Genomic DNA, 22916 nt, shown 5'->3' on the forward strand with positions numbered 1-22916 from the left:
GCTAACGTTGCATTACCTCGCGAAAAAGTAAATAACCCAAGTTGCGGATTAGCCGCGTAGCGGCGATAGGTTGGTAGCATAATCAGTTGGTGATGGCATTAAGCCGCGTAGCGGTGACAGATTCGTTGGGCTGTCACCGCTACGCGGCTTGATCGGTTATAATAGCTCCGGTACCTACCAACCTATCGCCGCTACGCGGCTAATCCGCAACTTGGGTTAAGTAGGGGCGGGGCCGTTTCCCGCAGAGCTTTTCAATGAGCCGACGAGCATGCGGCGCATCGGCACTGCTGCTGGGAGTGGAGGAAATCGCATAGGGCAGCGCAAGGCTGAATTCACGGCTGGTGAGCCCGACCAGCGCAACCGCGGGCGGCCCCTTACTTCTTCGGATGCCAGCTCAGCGTTAGCCCCGTCGCGCCGTTGCCAAAGTAAGCCGGGGCCATACCTACATCGCGGCCAATGGATTTGCGTCCCCAGCGGTTGCGGTGGCTGAGGTAGGCCAGGTGGGCCGAGAGGATGCCAAACCCGGCCCCGGCCACCACGTCGCTCTGCCAGTGCTTGGTGTTAATCATGCGCAAGGCGGCCACGCTGGTGGCCAGGGTGTAGGCCCCGATGCCGTACCACTGGCTTTTGTCGCGAAACTCGGTGTGCACGATGCTGGCGGCCAAAAACGCCTGGGCCGTGTGCCCGGAGGGGAAGGACAAGTTGTCGGAGCCATCCGGACGCTCTTCGCGGGACAAATACTTCACGGCGAAGGTGGAGGCCAGCATGATGGCTTCGCCCTTGGCAATAATGAGCAAAGTATTTATCCGGTCGTCGCGCGACTCCACCCCGGCTAATCCCACCGCGGCCAGCTCCAGGTAGGGCGCCACAATCAGGACGTTATCGAGTTTGGTGCGGTAGGTCGGGAACAGCTTGTGGATGTCGCGGTTGGCTTGCTCATTGGTGTAAAAACCGCCGCCGTTGAAGGTGTACGCCCCGTAGCCAATGAGCACGGCCGGCACAATGGTGGCTTTGAACAGCTTGCTTTTGTACCACTTGGCCTTCACCGGGGCCGAAACGCCGCCGGGGTTCTCAAACTTATGGATAGTATCCGCGGTCGCCGGAGTGGACGGTGGCGACACCTGGGCGTGAGTGGGGTTAAGGCTTCCGAGGAGCAGGAATAACACGGTAAGCCGGGAAAATAACTGGGCACGCATGAATTAAAGACTTGATTAGGGAAATGAATGGTGAGTCCCCCTAATACGAGCGATTAACAGTAACGTAACACGCAAGTGGGTAGCTGGCGCGAAATTTTAGCTTGCGGATAAAGCAGAGCGTTTCATCCAGCCTGTCCAGCCACTGCTTCATCCAGCGCCAACGGGGCCGGCCCAGCGTTGCCACGGTACGCTAAACGCAGCAGGCTGGGCAGCACCACCAGCAGTAGTGGCAAAGCCAGGAGGAGGCCGCCAATCACGGCAATGGCCAGCGGCTGGTGCAGCTGCGCGCCCGCCCCAACGCCCAGGGCCAGCGGTAGCAGGGCGGCAATGGCGGCCAGCGCCGTCATCAGCTTGGGCCGCAGGCGGGCCGCGATGGCGTAGCCAATGGCCTGCTCTACGGGGGCCGCGAGCCGGGCTTCGCTGAATTGCTGAAAGGTGAAAATGGCGTTCTCCCCAATGATGCCCACCACCATAATCAGGCCGGTGTAGGAGCCCACGTTCAGCGGGGTGTTGGTCAGGAACAGCGCCAGGCTACCACCCGCCGGCCCGAGCACGGCCACCAGCAGAATCAACCCGGCGGCCTTCAGATCCTGAAACAGAAACAGCCCCACCGCGAACACCAGCAGGCACGCCGAGCCCAGAATCGTGAGCAGCTCCCGAAACGACTGCTGCTGCTCGGCGTACGACCCTCCGTACTGGATGAAGTAGCCCGGGGGCAGCGGCACTTGTTTTTCAAGTTTTTGGCGGATTTCGCGCATGGCGCTGCCCAGGTCGCGGTTGTCGAGCCGGGCCGTCACGGCGGTCAGCGCTTGCAGGTTTTCGCGTTCCAGCTCGGCCTCGCTGGGAGTAACGCGCACGGTGGCCAGCTCGTCGACCCGGCGGCGTTGGCCGTTGGGCAGAAACACCGGCTCGGCCCGGAGCTGGGCCAGGGTGGCCTGCGCGGCGTTCGGGTAGCGCAGGCGAATGTTGAGCAACTGCTCGCCTTCGAGCACGCTGCCGGCCGTGGTGCCCACCAGCTGGGTTTGCAGCTGGGTTTGGAAATCGGCGGCCGTGAGCCCGAACTGCGCCAGGCGGCGCGGGTCGGGCCGCACGTTGACCGACGGCCCCATTTTCACGATGCCATTGAATACGTCGGCCGTGCCCGCCACCGACTCCACCACCCGGGCCACCTGGTCGGCCAGGGCATAGCGCCGGGGCCCATCGGGGCCAAAGACCTTGATTTCGATGGGCTGCACCGTGCTCATGAGGTCGCCGAGCATGTCGCCAACCACCTGGCCGAAATCGATGGTCAGTGCGGGCTGGGTGGCTTCAATCTGCTGGCGGATAGCCGAAATAACTTCCTCGGTGCTGCGCTGGCGCTTGGTTTTGAGGCGGATGAGGTAGTCGCCCCGGTTGGGCTCGGTGATGAAAAACCCCATCTGGGTGCCGGTGCGGCGCGAGTAGCTGGCCACTTCCGGCACCCGTACAATCAGCTGCTCGGCCTGGCGCAACATGCGGTCGGTTTCCTCGATGCTGGTGCCGGGCGGCGAGTTATAGTCGAGCACGATGGCGCCCTCGTCCATCTCGGGCAGAAAGCCCGTGGCCAGCCGCGGGATGATCAGAATCATCGCCCCCACCAGCCCCACGATGCCGATGATGCTGTACGCCGGGTGGCGGATGACGGACCGAACCCAGGGAATTTCGTGGTGGGCCGTAGCCTCACCCCCTGACCCCGTAGCTGCTTGATGCGCAGAGTCCGAGGGAGAGGAGGCACCGGATGATTCCGTTGAAAGCCAGACCGGTGCTCCCTCTCCGCGGGAGAGGGGGTCAGGGAGTGAGGTTAACCCGGCAGGCTTCCCACGCCCCGACAGCAGCAGGTAAATCACCGGCAGTCCCAGCCAGGCCACTAGGAACGAGCAGGCTAGTGCCACGACCATCGTCGTAGCCAACACCTTGAAATAGGCCCCCGCCACCCCGCCCAGCAGGGCGAATGGCAGGAAAATCACGCTCGTGCTCAGCGACGAGCCCACTAAGGCGGGCAGCAGGTGCCCCACCGACCGCCGAATGACTTCGCTGGGAGTGGCTTCGGGATGGTCTTCGCCCACGCGGTGCAACTGCTCCACCATCACTACGGCGTCGTCGATCATGAGGCCGATGGCGGCGGCAATGGCTCCCAGGGTCATGATGTTGAACGAGTAGCCCAGGCCGAAATACAGCACGGCGATGGTCAGGGCCAGGGCCACCGGAATGGCCCCCAGAATGGTAAGCGTGGCCCTGACCGAACGCAGAAACAAGGCCGTAACTACCAGGGCCAGCGCCAAGCCCACCCACAGGCTGTCTTCTACCGAGCGCACCACTTCGGCCACGAAATCGGCTTGATCGTAGTACGGGGCCAGGGCCACGCCGTGGGGCAGGCCCGCGCGCAGCGCCGCCACCTTGGCCCGTACGCCCTCGGATACCTGCACCACGTTGGCATCGGGCTGGCGCAAAACGGCAATCAGCACCGCGTCGTGGCCGTTGGCGTTGATGCGGGTATACTCCTGCTGCTCGCCCAGGGTCACGATAGCCACGTCGGCCAGGCGCACGACCCGGTGGCCGTCGTTGCGCAGCACGGTATTTTCCAGGTCCTCCTTGTGCAGAAGGGTGGCATCCGTAACCGTCAGGTACAGGCGGCGGTAGTCGCTGAGGTAGCCGTTGCTTTGCACGAAGTTGGTAGCCACCAGGGCTTTCGTGATGGCGTCGGGGCTGAGGCCCAGGGCTGCCAGCTGGTCGGGCAGCAACTGCACTTGGTACTCCTTGGTGCGGCCGCCCTGCACCACAACCGACGATACCCCTTCCACCTGCGACAAAAACGGCTTGATGGTGTACAGCGCCAGCTTGCGCAGCTCCAGGGCCGACTTGCCCGGTGCTTCCAGCGCGTAGCCCATCACCGGCAGAATGGCCGGGTTCATGCGCTCCACCGTGATTTGCACGGTGGGCGGCAAGTCCGCCCGAATCTGGTTCAGGCGCGACTCAATCAGGGTTTGGCTGGTGGCCACGTTGGCGCTCCACTCCAGAAAGGCCGAAATTTCGCAGCTGCCGCGGCTGGTGGTGGAGCGTAACAGTTTCAGGCCCGGCACCCGCTTAATGGCGTCTTCCATGGGCTTGGTCACGGTTACCATCATCCGGTCAACCGGCTCCAGGCCGTTTTCGGCAATAACCTTCACTTTCGGGAAAGTCACTTCCGGAAACAGCGCCACGTTGATGCGCCGGTACGCCACCGTGCCCAGGGCCAGCAGCAGCACCAGGAGCACCGCGATGGGCGCTTTGTACGCTTGAAAAAGAGAGGGGCGGGGCATGGAAGGCAATGTTCAGGTTAGTTTAGAGCAGCTCTGGGAAAAGAATTAAAAAGTAAGAATGAAGAATTAAAAATTTGATTAGCAGAATTTTAATTCTTCATTCCTAAAAAACGGTGCCCTGACTTAAGAATCACTCTAGATGGCGTGTCGGCCGGGTCGAGCAGCCTGCGGTTCCGGTCCGCGGACGCCAGAGAAGCCGGCAGCTCAGGGGCGTTTTGAGCGAATTCCTCATCAGGCTTTACCGAAATAGAATAGGAGGTTGCGCCCGCTGTCCTTCTGTTAATACCACGCCACCAAGTAATACCACGCCACCGAGCTTACCATGATTTATCTCGCCCCCGGCCGCGTCACTTTTACGGCGGCCGTGTCGTCCAGCCCAAAATTGCCGCTGAGCAAAATCTGGTCTTGCGCGGAAAAGCGGGGCGTTTTGATTTCGACGCGGTCCGGTTCCTGGGTACCCACGGTCACGGGTACCTTCACCGCGGTGGAGTCGTTGAGCAGGCGCATCACCCAAAACTGGCTTTGCGTTTCGTCGGTGAGCACGGCCCCGCGCGGTAACGTGCTGGCCAGGTGCGGGGCCGTCCGCTCGATTTCGACTTGCACGGCCAGGTTTTCGGGGAGGTCCGGGATGGCCCCGATGGGCCGGATGGTGTAGCGTTGCGTTTGAATGCTGACGTCGGCCGTGGCCAGCATCTCCGCCACCCGGCCGCGCAGCACGCGGCCATCGGGCAGCCGGATGCGGCAGCTTTGGCCGGAGTGCACGTAGCGCAGCTGCGTGGCGGGCACGTCCAGAACGAAACCAAACCGGCTCTTGTCGTAGGTCAGGCCCAGCTGTTCGCCGTCCTGCACGTAATCGCCAGCCAGCTTGTCCACCGTGGCCAGCACCCCGTTGCGGGCCGATTTTATTTGGATAATGCCGCTGAATTTCAGGCGTGGGTCGCCGGTGAGCTGGTCCAGGTGCAACACCCTTGATTCCTTGGTTTGGATAGTAAACACGGTTTGGCCGGCCCGCACCCGCTGGCCTACCACGGGCGAGGGCGGCAGCACGTAGCCGGTAGTGGTGGCTCGCAGCGCGTCCTTGGCCGGGAAGGCCGATACCGCGCTCAGGTGCAGCACATCCGTCAGGGTATCCGTTCGAATTGTGCCTATCGTCACGAGGGCCCGCGGCTTCACCACTGGTTCCTCCTCATTGGTAGCCCCGGCCCCCTCGCCCGCGGCGGAGCCCTTCGAGCCGCAGGAGCTGAGCAGGGGAAGGACGATAAGGAAAATCAGGCGGGGAGTGGTCATAAATCAGAGGATAAAGCGGATAGTTGGGTACATCTTTCGCTGTGCCTACCGGATGCGATGAGCAAGCCATGCGGGACCCCAACAACTGGATTCGCTGCACTCGTACCGCGCCAAGGCTGGGTACCAGGGCCAGATCAGGCGGTCTCATTCGGCCAGGTAATCCAGGGCAAACCGGTTGCGTAGCCGGTCGGTTTCCGCCTGAGTCAGGCTGAACTGCAGAGTCCGGTAGCTGGTCACCAGGTTCAAGTAATCAAGAATAGCCACGTCGCCGGTGGTCAGCTGCCGGCGCGCGGCACCCAGTAAGGCCCCGGCTACCCGCAATTGCTCGCGAATGCGGCCCGACAGGGCTTCCGACGCTCGAAGCAGCCCTTGCAGCTGGTCGTACTGCTGGTGCCGCTGCACCGTGAGAAACTGCCGGTAGCCCCGCCGCGACTGCTCCTGGAGCGCAAGGCGCTGGTATTGCAGCTGGCGCTGGTGGCCATCGAAAATGGGCACCGCCAGCTGCAGCCCCGCGCCGAAGCCCACGCTGTGGGCCAGCGCCAGCGGCAGGTACGACGAAGATTGCAGGCCCGCGTCGAGCACCCCGTTAAGGCGAGGACGGTACGCGGCATCCACGGCCTGGCGGTCGAGACCCAGGCGCAGGCTATCGAGGGTGTATTGCCGCTGGCTCGGAGCCAGCAGGCCGGCTAAGGGGCGCGGCGGGGGTGGGGCAGGAGCGGCCAGCTCAACCAGGGTCGTGTCGGCCACGCCGGCCAGGGTCCGCAGCAGGCCCAACTCGCGGCGGTAAGCCAGGTAGTCCTGCTCAACGGTTACTTCCTGGGTGCGCACCGAGAGGTAGAAGCTCAGGTACTGGGTTTGCTTGAAAATGCCGGCATCCACCAATTTGCGAAGCGGTGCGTCTTGCTGGCGCAGTTGGCCCAGCAGCGAGCGGCTGAAGCTAAGCTGGGTTTTGGCGGCATAGGCAGTCAGGTACTGGTCGGTGATGCTGCGGCGTAAGTCCAGGGCCGAAAGCCGGCCCGCGTTGCGCAGCTGCTGCCCCTGGTTGGCCAGAATGCGGTAGTCGTTTTGGAGCTGAAACCGGTTCAGCAGGGGCTTGGTAGCCTGGGCCAGGGCCGCGTAGTTGCCGCCATTGGTCACGGCATTGTCGTAGCCGACCACGTTTTCGCCCTGGCTGTTCGTCACCGACGGGTAGTACACCGCCGCCCCTATGCCCGCTACCTGAACGCCGTTTTGCCGGGCCCGCACCAGGCTGTCGATGGCGTTCTGGCGTACTTGATTGGCCGTTTCGCGCAGCAGCGGGCTGTTCTGGCGGGCCAGCAGCAGGAAGTCGTCGAGCCGTTGCGGGTGGGTTGGCGGAGTTGCCACAGCATTAGGCACTACGGCCTGGGCGCGGGCCGCTCCGACCAGTAGCCCCAGCAGCCCGCCAAGGGCAACACACCGAATCAGACGGGGAAAGGAGGTAAACAATGGGTGGCAAAGAAATAATGAATACCACAAAAGTGCAATGCAATTCGGGAGGAAATCAGCCTTCGGCTGGCCAATACGCTCTGCATACGCGCTCCCTTGAGCGAAGGCTATCTGTACCTACTCAGAAGGGGGCGCGCTGCTACCGGCTTCTTTCTTGGTAACAACTCGTGCTTCCAGCAAGCAATGAAAGTCGTGTGGTGGTAGCAAACGACAGCAACTTGGTTTACTTAGAGCCTGCGGTCAGTATTCCTAGCACTAGGTTTCTTGCTGGGGCTTCGCACCTGAAGCTAACCAGGTTCGTATCCGGTGGAGCTCACCCTACCGGTTACGAGCCCGTAGTAGTCACGTGAGGTTTCTACCAAGAGCAATCTACCGGTAGGGCGCTCGCCCCGGCTACCATTCCTGCCCCACCACTTGGATTAATTAGAGATTGATGCTGCTTCTCCGTGTTGGCTCAGAACAACCTATGCGCTTGAAGCTGCCGTGGCTGGTTCGCCCTCGCGACCCCCTGTGGACGGCGAACGGCCTGCACTTCTTGAAGCAGGAATAGCGTTAGCTGCGACCCGAATTTTGCGACAATTCCCGCAAAAGGCTTAGCTTGCACCCCGCTTAATAGTACGGTAATATGGAAGTCCAAACCTTAAAATACCCGGCCGTCCGCAACTACGTGGCGGGCCAATCTACCCCTGATCCCGATCCTGGTACGGCCACCCTGGACGTATTCAGCCCGCTTACCGGGGCCCTGATTTCCACCGTGCCCTTGAGCAGTGCCGCCGCGCTCGATGCGGCCGTACAAGCCGCCCAGGCCGCTTTTCCGGAGTGGGCGGGCACCCCCATCAAAGAGCGGGTGCAGATTTTTTACCGGTACAAAACCCTGCTGGAGCGCGACCTGCAAGCGCTGGCCGACTTAGTGCGCGAAGAAAACGGCAAAACCTACGACGAAGCCCGCGCCGAAGTCGAAAAGGCCATTGAGCTCACCGAATTTGCCTGCTCCCTGCCGCAGCTCATCGCCGGCGAGGTGCTCGAGGTAAGCAAGGGCGTCGAAGCCCGCGCCGAGCGTAAGCCCCTGGGCGTGGTAGCCAGCATCGCCCCGTTCAACTTTCCCAACATGGTGCCGCACTGGACGATTCCGAACGCCCTGGTGCTGGGCAACACCATGGTACTCAAGCCCTCGGAGCAGGTGCCGCTGAGCGCGGTCAAGATCGCGGAGCTGCTGCAGGAAGCGGGCCTGCCCCCCGGCGTGCTCAATATCGTGAACGGGGGCCGCGAAGTCGTGGAAGCCATCTGCGACCATCCCGGAATTCAGGCGGTTTCCTTCGTGGGCTCCACCAAAATCGCCAAGGTGGTGTACGTCCGCGCCACCAGCAACCTCAAGCGCTGCGTGGCGCTGGGGGGAGCTAAAAACCACTTGCTGGTGCTGCCCGACGCCCACCCCGACATGACGGCTTCTAACGTGGCCGCCAGCATGTCGGGCTGCGCGGGCCAGCGCTGCATGGCCGGCTCCACCATGGTGGGGGTGGGGGCCGTCGACCACATCGTGGCCAAGCTCGTGGAAGAAGCCCGCAAGATCGTGCCGGGCCAAAACCTGGGTTCAGTTATCAGCCGCGAGGCTAGGGAGCGCATCGAGCAGCACATCACCGAAGCGGAAGCCGCCGGAGCCAAAATCCTGCTCGACGGTCGTAACGCCGTAGTGCCCGGCCACGAACACGGCTACTACGTCGGGCCCACCGTCATCGACCACGTGCGGCCCGACATGCGCATTGCCCAGGAAGAGGTTTTCGGACCAGTGCTGGCCATCCTGCGCACCAACACGCTCGACGAGGCCCTGGCCCTCGAAAACGCGAGCCGCTACGGCAACGCCGCCGCCGTTTTCACCCAGAGCGGCAGCCACGCCCGTTACGTGATGGACCACGCCAGCGCCGGCATGATCGGGGTAAACATCGGCGTGCCGGTGCCCCGCGAGCCCTTTTCCTTCGGCGGCTGGAACGAGTCGAAATTCGGCGCCTGCGACATCACCGGCAAAAGCTCCATCGAATTCTGGACCCAACTGAAGAAAACCACGGTTAAGTGGAACCCCGAGTCGCGGGTGAACTGGATGAGTTAGGTTCCGTTGGCCTCCCCCCCTAGCCCCCTCTCCGGGGGAGAGGGGGGACTAATTTCTAGTCTTTATATTTTATACGTTAATAAAAAAGCCTGCCACCTTTTTCAGCCTAATAACTAGAAACTAGTTCCCCCCTCTCCCCCGGAGAGGGGGCTAGGGGGGGAGGCCAACGGAACACCATGGAAACCACCTACGACCTCGATAAAGACCAGATCCTGCACGACAACCTCGACCACACGCTCTTCTCCTGGTCGAAGCAAACGGGCCTTAACCCCATCAACGCCGAGCGGGCCGAAGGCGTGTATGTCTGGGACCGCGACGGCAAGCGCTACCTTGACTTTTCCTCCCAGCTGATGAACGTGAACATCGGCCACGGCGACCAGCGCGTAACCGAAGCCGTGGCCGCCCAAATGCGCGAGCTCAGCTACGTGTACCCGGGCATGATCACCAAAGCCCGGGGCGACCTCGGCAAGAAGCTGGCCGAAATCACCGCTCCCAACCTCACCAAAGCCTTTTTCACGCTGGGGGGAGCCGAGTCCATCGAAAATGCCATCAAGTTGGCCCGGGTATACACCGGCCGCCACAAAATCGTGGCGCTGTACCAGTCGTTTCACGGGGCCAGCTACGGCGCCATGAGCGCCGGCGGCGACCCCCGCAAGTTTGCCGTCGACAGCCAGGCCATGCCCGGCGTGGTCCACGTCGAAAACCCTTATTTCTACCGCTGCCCCTGGTACTCCGAAACTCCTGAGCAGTGCGCCCAGCGCGCCGCCGATGCCATGGAGCGCATCATCGGCTACGAGAACCCTGGCAGCGTGGCCGCCATCATCCTGGAAGGGGAGTCGGGCACGTCGGGCTGCATCAAGTACCCGCCCGGCTACTGGGCCCGTGTCCGCCAGCTGTGCGATAAGTACGGCATCCTGCTCGTGGCCGATGAGGTGATGAGCGGCTTCGGCCGTACCGGCAAGTGGTTCGGTTCCGACCATCACGGCGTCAAGGTCGACCTGATGTGCATGGCCAAAGGCATCACCGCCGGCTACCTGCCCCTGGGCGCCGTGATGGTGGACGAGAAAATCGCTAAATCATTCGACGACAAGCCCCTGCCCCTGGGCCTGACCTATTCGGCGCACCCCGTGTCCTGCGCCGCCGCCGTGGCCGTGCTCGACATTTACGAGCAGGATCACCTGTTGGAAAACACGGTCGCAATGGGCCAGTACCTGAACGAGCAAGTAGCCTGGCTCATGCGCCAGCACCCCAGCATCGGCGACTGGCGCAACACGGGGCTGTTCGGCTGTCTGGAGCTGGTGAAAAACCGCGTCAATAAAGAGCCCATGGCCCCTTGGAACGCCACCAACGACCAAATGGCCATAATGAACCAGGTTGCCGCCAAAATCCGCGAGCTGGGCATGTACACCTTCGTGCGGTGGAGCTACATTTTCATCTGTCCGCCACTCACCATCACGAAGGAAGAAATTGACGAAGGCTTGGCGATTATTTCCGAGGCGCTGGAGATCGCGGACAAGCACGTTCATTAAAAAATTAAAAATGAAGAATTAAAAATTAAAAATGACATTACCGTGTGCTCTTGCCTGATTTTTAAGTTGAAAATGAGAAATTAAAAGACCGGCCGAGTGGGCTCTTGCCCCAAATTTTTAATTTTTAATTAATTCCCCATGCCTATTCTCCTCAAAAATGGTCGCGTCGTCACCGCTGACTCCGACGCCGTCTGCGACATCCTGATTGACGGCGAAACCATTGCCGCCATTGGTCGCAACCTAGCCACCGAAGACGCGGCAGTCATTGACTGTACCGGTAAGATCATCGTGCCCGGCGGCATCGACCCGCACGTGCACCTGGAAATGCCCTTCATGGGTACCTTCAGCAGCGACACCTACGAAACCGGCACCCGCGCCGCCCTGCACGGGGGTACCACCACGGTCATCGACTTCATTCTTCAGCGGCAGGGCCACTCCCTGCGCGCCGCCTTTGAGGAGTGGAGTGGCCGCGCCACCGGCAACGCGGTGGGCGATTACAGCTTCCACATGGCCGTCACGGACTTCAACCCCCACACCAAGGAAGAAATCAAAGACCTGATTGCCGAAGGCATCACCTCCTTCAAAACGTTCATGGCCTATAAGGGCGCGCTCATGATCGACGACGCCCAAATGGTGGGCCTGATGCAGGAAGTAAAGCGGCACGGGGGCCTGGTTACAGCCCACGCCACCAACGGCGACATGATCGACACGCTTATTGCCCAGCACCGGGCCCAGGGCCAGCTCACCCCCCGGTACCACTACCTTTCGCAGCCCGAAGTAACCGAAGCCGAAGCCTCGGGCCGCTTCGCCGACATCGCCCACTACACCGGCGCGAATGCCTACATCGTGCACCTCACCTGCGAGGGCGCCCTCAACCAGGTGCGCCGCGCCACCCAGCGCAACCAGCGCGTGCTGGTCGAAACCTGCATTCAGTACCTGCTGCTCGACGCCTCCCTGTACGAAGACGAAGCCAACGGCGCCAAGGTGGTAATGTCGCCGCCCCTGCGCGAAAAGAAAGACCAGGCCACCTTGTGGGCGGGCCTGAATCAGGGATTGGTGCAGGTGGTGGGCACCGACCACTGCCCGTTTATGTGGGCGCAAAAGCTGCTGGGTAAAGACGATTTCTCGAAAATCCCGAATGGCCACCCGGCCATTGAGCACCGCATGGAACTGCTATTTTCGGAAGGTGTTAACCAAGGAAAAATCACCCTGAATAAATTCGTGGAAGTAACCTCTACCAATGCCGCGAAAATATTCGGCATGTTCCCGCGCAAAGGCACCATCAGCATCGGTGCCGACGCTGATGTAGTGATCTTTGACCCCGATAAAAAGCACACCATCTCGGCCGCCACGCACCACATGAACTGCGACTATTCCGCCTACGAAGGCTGGGAGCTGACCGGGAAGATCGACACCGTGCTGCTGCGCGGTCAAGTGGCCGTCGATGCCGGCGAAACCAAGGTGCAGAAAGGCTACGGCCAGTTCATCAAGCGCGGCAAGACGGCCTTTTAGCCAGCCTTTCCGCGCCATCATTAGTTAGAATATTTCATTTTCCTACCCCAACCGCATGTCCAGAATGATCAAATCCGGCCTCATCCAGATGAGTCTGCCGATGACTGAAGGCGAAGGTACCATGGCCGAAATCAAGGAGGCCATGGTGCAGAAGCACATCCCCCTGATTGAGGAAGCCGGCCGCCAGGGCGTGCAGATCCTGTGCTTGCAGGAAATCTTCAACACCCCGTATTTCTGTCCGGGCCAGGACAAAGCCTGGTACGCTTCGGCCGAAGCAGTGCCGGGCCCCACCACCGACCGCATGGCCGAGTACGCCAGAAAGTACAACATGGTGATGATCGTGCCCGTGTACGAGCGCGAAGCCGCCGGCTTCCTCTACAACACGGCGGCCGTAATCGACGCCGATGGCACCTACCTTGGCAAATACCGCAAAAACCACATTCCGCACACTTCCGGCTTCTGGGAGAAGTTCTTCTTCAAGCCCGGCAACTTAGGATATCCGGTGTTCCAAACCAAGTACGCCAAAGTGGGCGTGTACATCTGCTACGACCGCCATTTCCCCGACGGGGCCCGCATCCTGGGCCTGAACGGGGCCGAAATCGTGTACAACCCCTCGGCCACCGTGGCGGGCCTCTCGCAGTACCTCTGGAAGCTGGAGCAGCCCGCCCACGCCGCCGCTAACGGTTACTTTATGGGCTGCATCAACCGCGTCGGCACCGAGAAACCCTGGAACCTGGGCAAGTTCTACGGTACGTCCTACTTCGTCGATCCGCGCGGGCAGATCATCGCCCAAGCCAGCGAGGACCACGACGAGCTGTTGATCTCGGAATTCGACCTGGACATGATTGATGAGGTGCGCTCCACCTGGCAATTCTTCCGCGACCGTCGCCCCGAAACCTACGAGAAACTGGTGGAGCTATAGGCCTCTGCAACTTCCGTCGCTTTATCTTAAAAAGGAACAGTATAATCAACAGTCATGCTGACCGGCAGTTCAACGAAGCATCAGGCTGGCTTCGTTGAACCGCCAGTCAGCGGAGCTAACGATGGGATGAGTTGGAACATCAGCCTGACCTTTCTCAAGGACGGGCATTGGCAAGTTGTCAGAATAATGCGCGATGCATTTGCAATGCATCGTCTTCTGCTTCCGACACGCTTTTAGATTCAAAATAAGAAGAGAAGTCAGCACAACATGATAGAAAATACTTCCGACAAAGAACAGTTTATTGATATTTATTTTTACTCTAAGCTAGGTATGGGGAGAAATGCCATAGAAGATGATTTGGACGAGATTCTAGCGGATAAGGGTGAAGTGATAGGGGGTGGTTCTGGACCCTCTGGATCTAATATAGACATAGAAATATACGAGGGTAGTGCGGCTGATTTTTTAGGATTGATTAGAACCGCTCTGAAAAAACTTGAGGTACCAGATGATACCATAATCGTAATTAACCAGGAACGTTTTCAAGTGTATGAGTAGCTTCCTTACGATGGTGTATAGTCTGATCCTGAGTTTAGCGAAAGGCCTTCGCTGTTATAAGTTTTGGGCAATAGGAAATTTCTCTTTCTAAATTCCTGGCAAGATGATGATCGCCAATACTAAGCAATGTCTCGAAGCGGGAGAGATGCTTCGACCAGCTCAGCAGGACGTTCAAAAGTGATTTTTCACTAACTCAAACAGCTTCTTAGTGGGCTTGTCCATCCTACTACCACTACCAGAACAGTCATGGTTCGGCAAGCGGATACCAGATGAAGCATAATATTCTTTTCTAATATAGAGTCGATTACGACGACCACATGGCCGAATATTCTACCCCCACCACCGAGCACGAATTCCAGCGGAACTTCGCGCAGCTCAAGCCGCACATGAACCGGACGGAGGCGCTGTACGAAAGCGCGCGCTGCCTGTTCTGTTTCGACGCGCCCTGCATCAAAGCCTGCCCCTCGGGCATCGATATTCCGCAGTTTATCCGGCAGATTAATTCCGGCAACGAAACCGGGGCGGCGCGCACTATCTACCAGGCCAACTACTTCGGCAATGCCTGCGGCAAAGTGTGCCCCACCGAGGTGCTATGCGAGGGCGCGTGCGTGTACAACTTGCAGGATGTGAAGCCCATAGAAATAGGTCGTCTGCAGAGCTACGCCACCATGAAAGTGATTGAGAGCGGCAAAAAGCTGTTTGGTCCGGGCGAACCCAACGGCAAGCGGGTGGCCGTGATTGGAGCCGGCCCAGCGGGGATTTCGGCGGCGTGTGAGCTGCGGGCGCTGGGGTACGCGGTCGACGTATTTGAAGCCAAAGCCCAGCCCTCTGGTCTCACGGTTTACGGCGTGGCCCCGTACAAAATTACGAACGAAGAAACGTTGGCCGAAATGGCTTATCTGCAAGCGCAATTTGGTTACCACGTGCAGTTTAATTACCCAATTACTTCTCGCGAGGAGCTGGCGGCATTAGAAGAAAAGTACGACGCTATCTTTCTCGGAATTGGCCTGGGGAAAACCAACGAGCTAGGCTTGCCCGGCGAAGACAAAATCAACTGCACCGGCGCGGTAGAGTTCATCGCCGAATTGCGCCAGTACCACCACCAGGTGGCGGTGGGGCGCCGGGTAATTGTGCTCGGCGGCGGCAATACCGCCATGGACGCGGCTTCGGAATCGGCTCGCCTCGGGGCCGAACACGTGGTGCTGGCTTACCGTCGGGGCAAAGAAGAAATGGGCGCCTACGAGTTTGAGTACGATCTGGCCAAAGCAGTAGGGGTGAAGGGCTTATTCAACGTGGCCCCGGTAGAAATCATGGGCAATGGCTACGTGTCGGGCGTGAAATTCGTGCGCACCGAGACGAAGGACGGCAAGGTGTCGGAAGTAGCCGGCTCGGAGTTCATAGAGCCCTGCGACATGGTAATCAAAGCCACCGGCCAAGCCAAGCAAACGGATTTCCTGCGCCTGGTTCCGGGCTTGAAAACGGATAGCAAAGGCCGCATCATCGCCAATGCCCACACCGGCCAAACCACCAACCCCCAATACTTTGCCTCCGGCGACGCCTGGAACGGCGGCGCCGAGGTAGTAAATGCCGCCGCCGAAGCGAAGCAGACGGCCCGCGGTATTCACGCTTATCTGACCAAGTAGTGCAGTAGCGCGGACTCTGCGAGTCCGCGAGTTAGCCACCTAAGGGCAGAAGGCGGCGAAAGCCACCAGGACAAGCCGGACTCTGAGAGTTGGCCATCCCACCTGCCTGGCAACAGACTATTCTATCACCTAAACGCGGACTCTCAAAGTCCGCGCTACTTCCATGCCCGACCTCTCCATCAATTTCGCCGGCATCAAATCGCCCAACCCTTTCTGGCTGGCCTCGGCCCCGCCCACCAACTCCGGCTACCAGGTAATGAAAGCCTTCGACGCCGGCTGGGGCGGCGCGGTGTGGAAGACCCTGGGCGTGCCCGTCGTGAATGTGTCGAGCCGCTACGGGGGGGTAAATTACCGCGACAAGCGGCTGGTCGGCTTCAACAACATCGAACTGATTTCCGACCGGCCGCTGGCCGACAACCTGCGCGAGATTGAGGAAGTGAAAAAGCGCTTTCCCCACCACGCCGTCATCGCCTCGCTGATGGTGCAGAGCCGGCAGGAGTGGCACGACATCGTGCGCCAGTCGCAGGAGGCCGGGGCCGATGGCTTCGAGCTGAATTTCGGCTGCCCGCACGGCATGTGCGAGCGGGGGATGGGCTCGGCGGTCGGGCAGGAACCCAAGGTGCTGCAAATGATTGTGGAGTGGGTGATGGAAGTGGCCCAAAAGCCCGTCATCGTGAAGCTGACGCCCAATATTTCCGACATCACCGAGCCCGCCCTGGCGGCGCGGCGCGGCGGCGCCGACGCTATTTCGCTCATCAATACCATTCAGAGTATCGTAGGGGTCGACCTCGACCGGTTCGCGCCCTATCCCATCGTGGATGGCCAGGGTACCAACGGCGGCTACTGTGGCCCGGCCGTGAAGCCTATTGCCCTGAACATGGTGAAAAACTGTGCCCAGCACCCCGACGTGCGGCTGCCCATCTCGGGCATTGGCGGCATTGAGAACTGGCGCGACGCGGTGGAGCACCTGTTGCTCGGCGCCTCCAGCGTGCAAGTGTGCACGGCAGCTATGCACTTTGGCTTCGGCATCATCCGGGAGATGACCTCCGGGCTCGAGCAGTACATGGTGGAGAAGGGCTTCAATACCATCTACGATTTTGTGGGCAAGGCCCTGCCGAACGTGTTGCCCTGGGAGCAGCTCAACATGAAGTATAAGGTAACGGCCCAGATTCACGAGCAGAAGTGCATTGGCTGCCAACTTTGCTACACCGCCTGCGAAGATGGTGCCCACCAGGCCATCCGGCTGAACGCCGGCACCCGCGTACCCGAAATCATCGAGGAGAACTGCGTGGGCTGCAACCTCTGCTCGCTGGTGTGCCCGGTGGAGCAGTGCATCACGATGGAGCGTACCGATGCCGGCACCGAGCACGTGACCTGGAAAGAACGCACCGAAGCCGGTGATATTCCCGTGGCGTTCAACGACGAGAAAGCCGGGGGGCGCCACCACTGGGTGCCCGCACCCACTGCCGCCTTGGGCAAGGAGCGGCATAAAACGCTCCCCGGTAAAGCCCGCGTGCTGAGTGGCGAAACCGACGTGCCCGCCGAGGCCTAGCTGATGGTAACGAGCGGGAAAATACTGTCAAAAGCTATCGGTTGGTGAAGCCTTGATTTTTGCTCCATTATTTGGTATTTATTTAGATATACTGGCTTTTTTAGTACCTTGCTTATCTCTAGTAGCAACTTACAACCACGGAAATGATAAAATTTATACGCCTGTTCATATTAGGACTGATGCTATCGCCCGCTGTGCGGGGCCAGTCGGCTAACCCTGCCATGTGGTGCCCGGTGGGGGCTCGTTGGACCTATCGCTATGGCGAAATGGGGGGGGGATTTGGTACAGTCTCAGTTTGGTATGCCCGCGATACCATAGTGGATGGGCAAGCCGCGCAACTTCTCCAAAGGACCGGTACTGCCATGGCCTATTTGGGTCCCGGAATACCGCTGCCCGGCACTAGCTACTCGTGGGCAATGCCTTCGGTGGTTACCCGCGTGGTCGGCGACCGGGTGGAAGTGCAGGCCAACGGACGGTTTTATACCCTGTATGATTTTGCGGCCCAGCCCGGGGATACCTGGCTCACGATGCCCGTCACCCCCTTTGGCACCTGCGCGCGGGGGGAGGTTCAGGTGGTAGTGGATAGCGTGGGGCGGCGGCAAGTGGGAGGCCGGTCGTTGCGCTGGTTCCGCATGCACTTAGCAAACGAACCGGGCACTGCACTCGGCTCCTGGAGCGGGCGGGTCTATGAGCAGTTGGGCAGTGTGCAGTACCTCCAGCCGCAATCGCTTGCCTGCCACGGCACCGACCCCGGCTACATGGGCCCTATGGTAAGCTTTCAGGCCACCGGCCTTCCCGGCATTGGCTATAATGCCACTACTGGAGCTTTGCTCACTAGTGCCGAGGCCCGTGCTACTGCCGTAGGATTTGTTGTATTTCCTAACCCTGGGGCCGGGTTACTCACTTTACGCCTGCCTGCTACTCTGGCACCCGGCGCCACCTTGCAGGTCTACGACCTTACCGGTCGCCTCGTGCGCCAGCAAGCCGTGCCCGCCTCCCACCAACTGGACTTGCGGGCATTACCGGCCGGTACCTATACCTTGCTGCTCTGCGCCCCCGGACAGTCGCCCCTAGCCCGACGCATAGTACTGGAATAGAGCTAAGCCAAAGTTGCAAGCAGGAAAAGCAGGGGCCGATCCGAGTCAGTTTATCGGGCTAATTATGGAGCAACAAGCAAGCTGAAAAGCATAATTATATGGTGAAGGAAGCGTCAAGAAATGATTTCGGCCCGCCTTTTGTTTCTCCTCCGAAACGGTTTCACCTCTAACCTGACGTGCGCAGGCACCTTGCTATACCATGAAAATTAAACTCCTGATTTTCGCCCTGGGCTTCGGCCTGATGTTATTAAGTGGCTGCGTCGCCGCTCTCGGCCCCGATTATGTGTACTACCCGTCGACTTCGGTGTATTACGCTCCCGTACAGCCCTATTATTGCCCCCCGGTGGTCGTGCCCCGGCCGTATTACCGCAGGCCCTATTGGCCGCTTTACGACACCTACCGCCAGAACCGAGGCAACGGCTACCGCCCGAATGGTAATGGCTACAATGGCAACGGCAACTACGACCAAAGAACCTACGGGCACAGCCGCCGCCGCGGCAGTGACTAACGCAGGTTCCACAAGCGGACTCCGAAACCGGGCTGCTCCCTACCGGAGGGGGCAGCCCGGTTGCGTTTGCAATGCTCAAAGCTCAATCCTGGGTTGTAAACACTGGGTATTGGGGCCCCGCTGCCGTTACATCCACCTGCATGTTGACGGAAAAATTCCCCTTCACCAACTGATTTGGTGTTTTCCGCGGAAAGAATCCGATTTTGTTATTCAGACAGGACAGTAAATAGCTTTTTAGTGCTACATTAGAGGCTAGGTAAGGGGCTGATTCATAGTAGCTCCAATTCTTTACCTTGAAAGCTGCGTCGGCTCTATGTACACAAATATTCAACAGTATTTTCGGTACTACCTGGCCTTGATTTTGTTGGTTCTGCTCGCCCTTGGGGTTCGGTTGCAGGCCGGCACCCTTGGCCCTGAAACGGCGGGGCAGGTCCCGGCCACCACCAAAAAAATGCCGCATAATCGAGGCCCCCGAGTTTCGGAGGCAGTAGGTTTGCGGTAGCGTGGCGCGGCAGTAGGACCGGGCTCGCGCCGCCTTCGGCCTCCTCCGTACCGGCGGGCATAAGAACAAGCGGCTGCTTTTTCCGGCGGCTGGCGCTACCTTCCGGCCCCATGAGAATCCTTTTAGTTGAAGACGAACCTGCCGTTGCGGCATTTCTGCACCAAGGGTTGAGCGAGCAGGAGTATACCGTCGACCTTGCCGCCGACGGCTTGTTGGGCTTGCATCGGGCCCAATCTGCGCAATACGACTGCCTGATTCTAGACCAGATGCTGCCTGGCTTAAGCGGTTTGGAAATATGCCGCCAAGTGCGCGCCCACGATGCGGGCGTGCCTATCCTGATGCTCACCGCGCTGGGCGAAACCGACGACAAAATCCGCGGCCTCGATGCCGGTGCCGACGACTACCTGGTCAAGCCCTTTGCCTTTGAGGAACTGCTGGCCCGGCTGCGGGCCTTGGTGCGGCGCCGCACCGAAGCGCCCGCGCCCAAAGCCGTGCTGCACTTGGCCGACTTAACCCTCGACCCCGGCGCCAAGCGGGTCGAGCGAGCGGGCCAGGTAGTACAGCTCACGGCCCGCGAGTTCGCCCTGCTCGAATACTTATTGCGCAATCAAGGCCGGGTAGTGTCGCGGGCCGACCTGCTGGAACACGTCTGGGATATGAGCTACGATACGGGCTCCAACGTAATTGACGTATACATCAACTTCCTGCGCAAGAAGGTCGACAAAGGATTTGAGCCCAAGCTGATTCATACGCTGGTGGGCATGGGCTACGTGATGAAAAGTGAATGATGCGCTAATTGGTTAGCGAGCCCATATGCGGTATAGTTGCTCAGCTAATGCCCTGATTAGGTAAAGGGCTGGTAGGCTGATAAGGCTTGCTTAGCCACTTTTAGGATTGGTATCAGAGCATCGGGGCTATCATTTACATCGTTAGCGCCTCTGCTAACTAGTCCATCAGCCCAGTTCCTGTGTTCCTATGTCCATCCGTCTTCGCCTTGCGCTCCAGTTCGGGTCTATTCTGGCCGTGACGCTGCTGCTGTTTGCGCTGGTTATCTACATCGCTACCGAGCAAGCACGGCAGGTGGTATTCACCCAAAGCCTTTTTCAGCGGGCCCTGGTGGTGGGCCACGCTTATGCCGATGCGCAGAATAGCAGTGCCAACGCGGGTAATCGGGCCTTGTACCGGCGCTACTTAGATCAGCTCTCCCGCACCCTGCCCGCCGAGCAAGGGCGGGTGTACGACGCGGCCAACCGGCTAGTATTTCAGGAGGGGCAGTACGTGGGCAAGGGGGTGCCGGCCGCGTGGCTGACCCGGGTGCGCCGCCACGGCCGGGCAGTGCTGGAACCCGAAACCAACTACCGGGCAACCGTGGGCCTGCTGTACCACGATGCGCGCCTGGGCCCACTGGTAGTAGTGGCCTGCTCAGTGGATGAAGACAGCCGCCAGCAACTGCGGCATCTCCGGCAGCTACTGGGGGCGGGCTTGCTGGCCGCCCTGGTGGTGACGGGCATTGGCAGCTGGTTTTTCGCGGGTCAGGCCCTGCGGCCACTGCGCCAGATGGTGCAGGAGGTCGACGGCATTACCGCTACCGACCTGAGCCAGCGGCTGACTCAGGGGGCGGGCCCGATCGATGAGATTGGTCGCCTGGCCCAACGGTTTAACCGCCTGCTCGACCGCCTGGAATCGGCGTTTGCCGGCCAACGTACCTTCGTGCGCGACGCTTCCCACGAGCTACGGACGCCCCTCACGGCCCTGATTGGCGAGCTGGAAGTGGCCTTGCTACAGGCAGACCGCCCCCCCGCCGAGTACCGCCGCGTGTTACAAAGCACGCTCGACTCGGCCCGGCGGCTCAACGAGCTCACCAGCGGGCTGCTGCAGATTGCCCGCGCCTCCGACGACCCCTCGCAGGTGCCCATGACGACCGTGCACCTGGACGAATTGCTGCTGCAAGCCCATGAGCAGCTCTTACACCGCCATCCCACCTGTCGCGTCGACCTGAATTTTGGTGATGCCGACGAGAGCAGCTGGTTTGCCGTGCGCGGGAACGAAGCCCTGCTGCTGTCGGCCGTGCTGAACGTGCTCGACAACGCGTGCAAGTTTTCGGCCGACCAGGGGGGCACCGTTACGGCCTCGCTGAGCCTGACCGATTCCACTATTACCCTGCTCGTGGTCGACGAAGGGCCCGGACTGACCGCGACGGATTTACAGCGGGTTTTTGTGCCCTTCTTTCGGGCCGCCACAACCCGTACCGTACCCGGCCACGGCATTGGCTTGCCCTTGGCCGCCCGCATCATGGAGCTGCACGGCGGTACTGTGGGCGTGGAAAGCGAACCAGGCCGCGGCACCCAGGTGAGTCTGGAATGGCCTCGAGCGCGATATTAAACCACATATATCAGTTTTAACAGCGTGCATGCAATGGCAGTTAGGCTGGGCGCAGTTCACGCCCTTTATCGTCACCAGCTTAGCCGTGCTCTTCACCGATTTGCTTAGAGGAGTTAGAACAAGCCTGGCGGTCGGCTTCTGCTTCATCCTGAAAGCCAACGCCGAACAAGCCTACTTCCCGAAACCTAACGTGGACCACGACCATCCCGACACCGTCCACCTGCAATTATCGGAGCACGTATCGTTCCTCAACAAAGCCAGCATCGTAAATACCCTGGAGCGACTGCTACACGGGAGCCACATCATCGACGGCACCAAATCGGTCGATATCGACCACCAAGTGCTTGAGGTCATCGAATCGTTTCGGCGGGTTGCCCCTGAGCGTGACCCTGGAGCTGCGCGGCATTCGCATTGCAGCCGTGGCCGGACACTAAGCCTTGCCACCCCCACCGGGCGCCCGCTATGCCTTGCGCGCCCTCTGGCCAGTTGAATGAGGTGGGTGTTAATTGTCGTTTTTGCTGGCGCCCCGGGTCCGTTTCCCGTAAACAGAACGGTTTGCGCCTTTACTTTGATTTTCTATGGAACACATTCTGGAAGGCAACCGCCGCTGGGTAGCAACCAAACTCGCCGAAGACCCCGAGTATTTTCACAAGCTGTCCGTGGGCCAGAAGCCCCGCTATCTGTTCATTGGCTGCTCCGACTCGCGGGTGCCGGGCAGTGCCATCACCGGCACCGGGCCGGGCGAGATGTTCACCCACCGCAACATTGCCAACGTGGTGGTACACACCGACATGAATTTGCTCTCGGTGCTGCAGTACGCCGTGGAAGTGCTGGAAGTTGAAGTCATTCTGGTGGTGGGGCACTACGGCTGCGGGGGGGTAGCAGCAGCAGCTTCCAGCAAGCAGTATGGCTTGATTGACAACTGGCTGACCAACGTGCGCGATGTGGTGCGCCTGCACGAAGCCGAGCTCCTACGCATCAAGGACGTCAACGAGCGCCTGCGTCGTCTCGTCGAGCTCAATGTCATTGAGCAGGTGCGCAACCTGGCCAAAACCAGCATTATCCAGAACGCTCGTAAGAGGCCCAATCCGCCCAAGCTCCACGGCCTGGTGTACGACCTGCACGAGGGCTTGCTGAAAGACCTGGAAGCAGACACCGAGGAGCTGGACGAGTTCGACCACATCTACAGCACCGATGCCCCCGAGGAAAAGGCCCCGGAGGCAGGGGCGGAGAAGTCCGCGCCCACCGAGGAATAAGTTCACTAATTGTTTCGTAGTCTTTTTTACGCAACAAAAGAGCCCGCAGCAACTGCTGCGGGCTCTTTTGTTGGCTGCGGCGCCGCC

General features: G+C 60.1%; 17 protein-coding genes. 13 read left to right on the plus strand and 4 right to left on the minus strand.

Going from position 1 to position 22916, the window contains the following annotated elements; genetic code table 11:
* Positions 1 to 374 precede the first annotated feature (374 nt).
* From IC235_RS22010 to IC235_RS07505, 4 genes are all read right to left on the minus strand, one after another.
* Positions 375 to 1196 carry a phosphatase PAP2 family protein gene (locus IC235_RS22010; RefSeq protein ID WP_223847131.1) on the minus strand — a complete coding sequence of 274 codons (822 nt, stop codon included), beginning with the start codon at positions 1194 to 1196 and terminating at the stop codon, positions 375 to 377.
* Positions 1197 to 1318: 122 nt separating this feature from the next.
* A complete protein-coding gene (locus IC235_RS07495) occupies positions 1319 to 4513 on the minus strand; it encodes an efflux RND transporter permease subunit (protein ID WP_191004550.1) in 3195 nt (1064 codons plus the stop codon).
* Between the two features lie 327 nt (positions 4514 to 4840).
* Positions 4841 to 5800, minus strand: coding sequence for an efflux RND transporter periplasmic adaptor subunit (locus IC235_RS07500; RefSeq protein WP_191004551.1), 960 nt, complete (start codon positions 5798 to 5800; stop codon positions 4841 to 4843).
* Positions 5801 to 5944: 144 nt separating this feature from the next.
* Positions 5945 to 7267 carry a TolC family protein gene (locus IC235_RS07505; RefSeq protein ID WP_191004552.1) on the minus strand — a complete coding sequence of 441 codons (1323 nt, stop codon included), beginning with the start codon at positions 7265 to 7267 and terminating at the stop codon, positions 5945 to 5947.
* 625 nt (positions 7268 to 7892) lie between these two features.
* On the opposite strand from IC235_RS07505, the gene IC235_RS07510 reads away from it, so the two are divergent.
* From IC235_RS07510 to IC235_RS07570, 13 genes are all read left to right on the plus strand, one after another.
* On the plus strand, positions 7893 to 9371 hold the full coding sequence (locus IC235_RS07510) for a CoA-acylating methylmalonate-semialdehyde dehydrogenase (protein ID WP_191004553.1): 1479 nt from the start codon (positions 7893 to 7895) through the stop codon (positions 9369 to 9371).
* A gap of 176 nt (positions 9372 to 9547) precedes the next feature.
* A complete protein-coding gene (locus tag IC235_RS07515) occupies positions 9548 to 10900 on the plus strand; it encodes an aminotransferase class III-fold pyridoxal phosphate-dependent enzyme (protein ID WP_191004554.1) in 1353 nt (450 codons plus the stop codon).
* Between the two features lie 138 nt (positions 10901 to 11038).
* Complete coding sequence (hydA, locus tag IC235_RS07520) at positions 11039 to 12412, plus strand: dihydropyrimidinase (RefSeq protein ID WP_191004555.1); 1374 nt, start codon at positions 11039 to 11041, stop codon at positions 12410 to 12412.
* Between the two features lie 55 nt (positions 12413 to 12467).
* Positions 12468 to 13334, plus strand: a complete 867-nt coding sequence (locus IC235_RS07525) for a nitrilase-related carbon-nitrogen hydrolase (RefSeq protein ID WP_191004556.1) — start codon at positions 12468 to 12470, stop codon at positions 13332 to 13334.
* A 267-nt stretch (positions 13335 to 13601) separates the two neighbouring features.
* Positions 13602 to 13889 (plus strand): hypothetical protein, encoded by a 288-nt coding sequence (locus IC235_RS07530; RefSeq protein WP_191004557.1) that lies wholly within the window; start codon positions 13602 to 13604, stop codon positions 13887 to 13889.
* 317 nt (positions 13890 to 14206) lie between these two features.
* Positions 14207 to 15532: an FAD-dependent oxidoreductase gene (locus tag IC235_RS07535; protein ID WP_191004558.1), complete on the plus strand. Its 1326-nt coding sequence runs from the start codon at positions 14207 to 14209 to the stop codon at positions 15530 to 15532.
* Positions 15533 to 15695: 163 nt separating this feature from the next.
* Positions 15696 to 17084: an NAD-dependent dihydropyrimidine dehydrogenase subunit PreA gene (gene preA / locus IC235_RS07540; protein WP_191004559.1), complete on the plus strand. Its 1389-nt coding sequence runs from the start codon at positions 15696 to 15698 to the stop codon at positions 17082 to 17084.
* A gap of 416 nt (positions 17085 to 17500) precedes the next feature.
* The gene (locus tag IC235_RS07545; RefSeq protein ID WP_191004560.1) at positions 17501 to 18181 is read left to right on the plus strand and encodes a T9SS type A sorting domain-containing protein; all 681 of its coding nucleotides are present in this window, start codon (positions 17501 to 17503) and stop codon (positions 18179 to 18181) included.
* A 199-nt stretch (positions 18182 to 18380) separates the two neighbouring features.
* On the plus strand, positions 18381 to 18689 hold the full coding sequence (locus tag IC235_RS07550; protein WP_191004561.1) for a hypothetical protein: 309 nt from the start codon (positions 18381 to 18383) through the stop codon (positions 18687 to 18689).
* Between the two features lie 612 nt (positions 18690 to 19301).
* On the plus strand, positions 19302 to 19979 hold the full coding sequence (locus IC235_RS07555) for a response regulator (RefSeq protein WP_191004562.1): 678 nt from the start codon (positions 19302 to 19304) through the stop codon (positions 19977 to 19979).
* A 187-nt stretch (positions 19980 to 20166) separates the two neighbouring features.
* Positions 20167 to 21573: a sensor histidine kinase gene (locus IC235_RS07560; protein ID WP_191004563.1), complete on the plus strand. Its 1407-nt coding sequence runs from the start codon at positions 20167 to 20169 to the stop codon at positions 21571 to 21573.
* Between the two features lie 28 nt (positions 21574 to 21601).
* Positions 21602 to 22063, plus strand: a complete 462-nt coding sequence (locus IC235_RS07565; RefSeq protein ID WP_191004564.1) for a SulP family inorganic anion transporter — start codon at positions 21602 to 21604, stop codon at positions 22061 to 22063.
* Positions 22064 to 22151: 88 nt separating this feature from the next.
* The gene (locus IC235_RS07570) at positions 22152 to 22829 is read left to right on the plus strand and encodes a carbonic anhydrase (protein WP_191004565.1); all 678 of its coding nucleotides are present in this window, start codon (positions 22152 to 22154) and stop codon (positions 22827 to 22829) included.
* The last annotated feature ends 87 nt before the right edge of the window (positions 22830 to 22916 follow it).

This window comes from Hymenobacter montanus, assembly GCF_014699115.1.
Classification (GTDB): domain Bacteria; phylum Bacteroidota; class Bacteroidia; order Cytophagales; family Hymenobacteraceae; genus Hymenobacter; species Hymenobacter montanus.

Coding starts and splice junctions, on each gene's coding strand:
- IC235_RS07570 (WP_191004565.1), top strand. CDS start 22,152: ATGGAACACATTCTGGAAGGCAACCGCCGCTGGGTAGCAACCAAACTC.
- IC235_RS07530 (WP_191004557.1), top strand. CDS start 13,602: ATGATAGAAAATACTTCCGACAAAGAACAGTTTATTGATATTTATTTT.
- IC235_RS07560 (WP_191004563.1), top strand. CDS start 20,167: ATGTCCATCCGTCTTCGCCTTGCGCTCCAGTTCGGGTCTATTCTGGCC.
- IC235_RS07545 (WP_191004560.1), top strand. CDS start 17,501: ATGCCTTCGGTGGTTACCCGCGTGGTCGGCGACCGGGTGGAAGTGCAG.
- IC235_RS07500 (WP_191004551.1), bottom strand. CDS start 5,800: ATGACCACTCCCCGCCTGATTTTCCTTATCGTCCTTCCCCTGCTCAGC.
- hydA (WP_191004555.1), top strand. CDS start 11,039: ATGCCTATTCTCCTCAAAAATGGTCGCGTCGTCACCGCTGACTCCGAC.
- IC235_RS07515 (WP_191004554.1), top strand. CDS start 9,548: ATGGAAACCACCTACGACCTCGATAAAGACCAGATCCTGCACGACAAC.
- IC235_RS07555 (WP_191004562.1), top strand. CDS start 19,302: ATGAGAATCCTTTTAGTTGAAGACGAACCTGCCGTTGCGGCATTTCTG.
- preA (WP_191004559.1), top strand. CDS start 15,696: ATGCCCGACCTCTCCATCAATTTCGCCGGCATCAAATCGCCCAACCCT.
- IC235_RS07525 (WP_191004556.1), top strand. CDS start 12,468: ATGTCCAGAATGATCAAATCCGGCCTCATCCAGATGAGTCTGCCGATG.
- IC235_RS07510 (WP_191004553.1), top strand. CDS start 7,893: ATGGAAGTCCAAACCTTAAAATACCCGGCCGTCCGCAACTACGTGGCG.
- IC235_RS07565 (WP_191004564.1), top strand. CDS start 21,602: ATGCAATGGCAGTTAGGCTGGGCGCAGTTCACGCCCTTTATCGTCACC.
- IC235_RS07550 (WP_191004561.1), top strand. CDS start 18,381: ATGAAAATTAAACTCCTGATTTTCGCCCTGGGCTTCGGCCTGATGTTA.
- IC235_RS22010 (WP_223847131.1), bottom strand. CDS start 1,196: ATGCGTGCCCAGTTATTTTCCCGGCTTACCGTGTTATTCCTGCTCCTC.
- IC235_RS07535 (WP_191004558.1), top strand. CDS start 14,207: ATGGCCGAATATTCTACCCCCACCACCGAGCACGAATTCCAGCGGAAC.
- IC235_RS07495 (WP_191004550.1), bottom strand. CDS start 4,513: ATGCCCCGCCCCTCTCTTTTTCAAGCGTACAAAGCGCCCATCGCGGTG.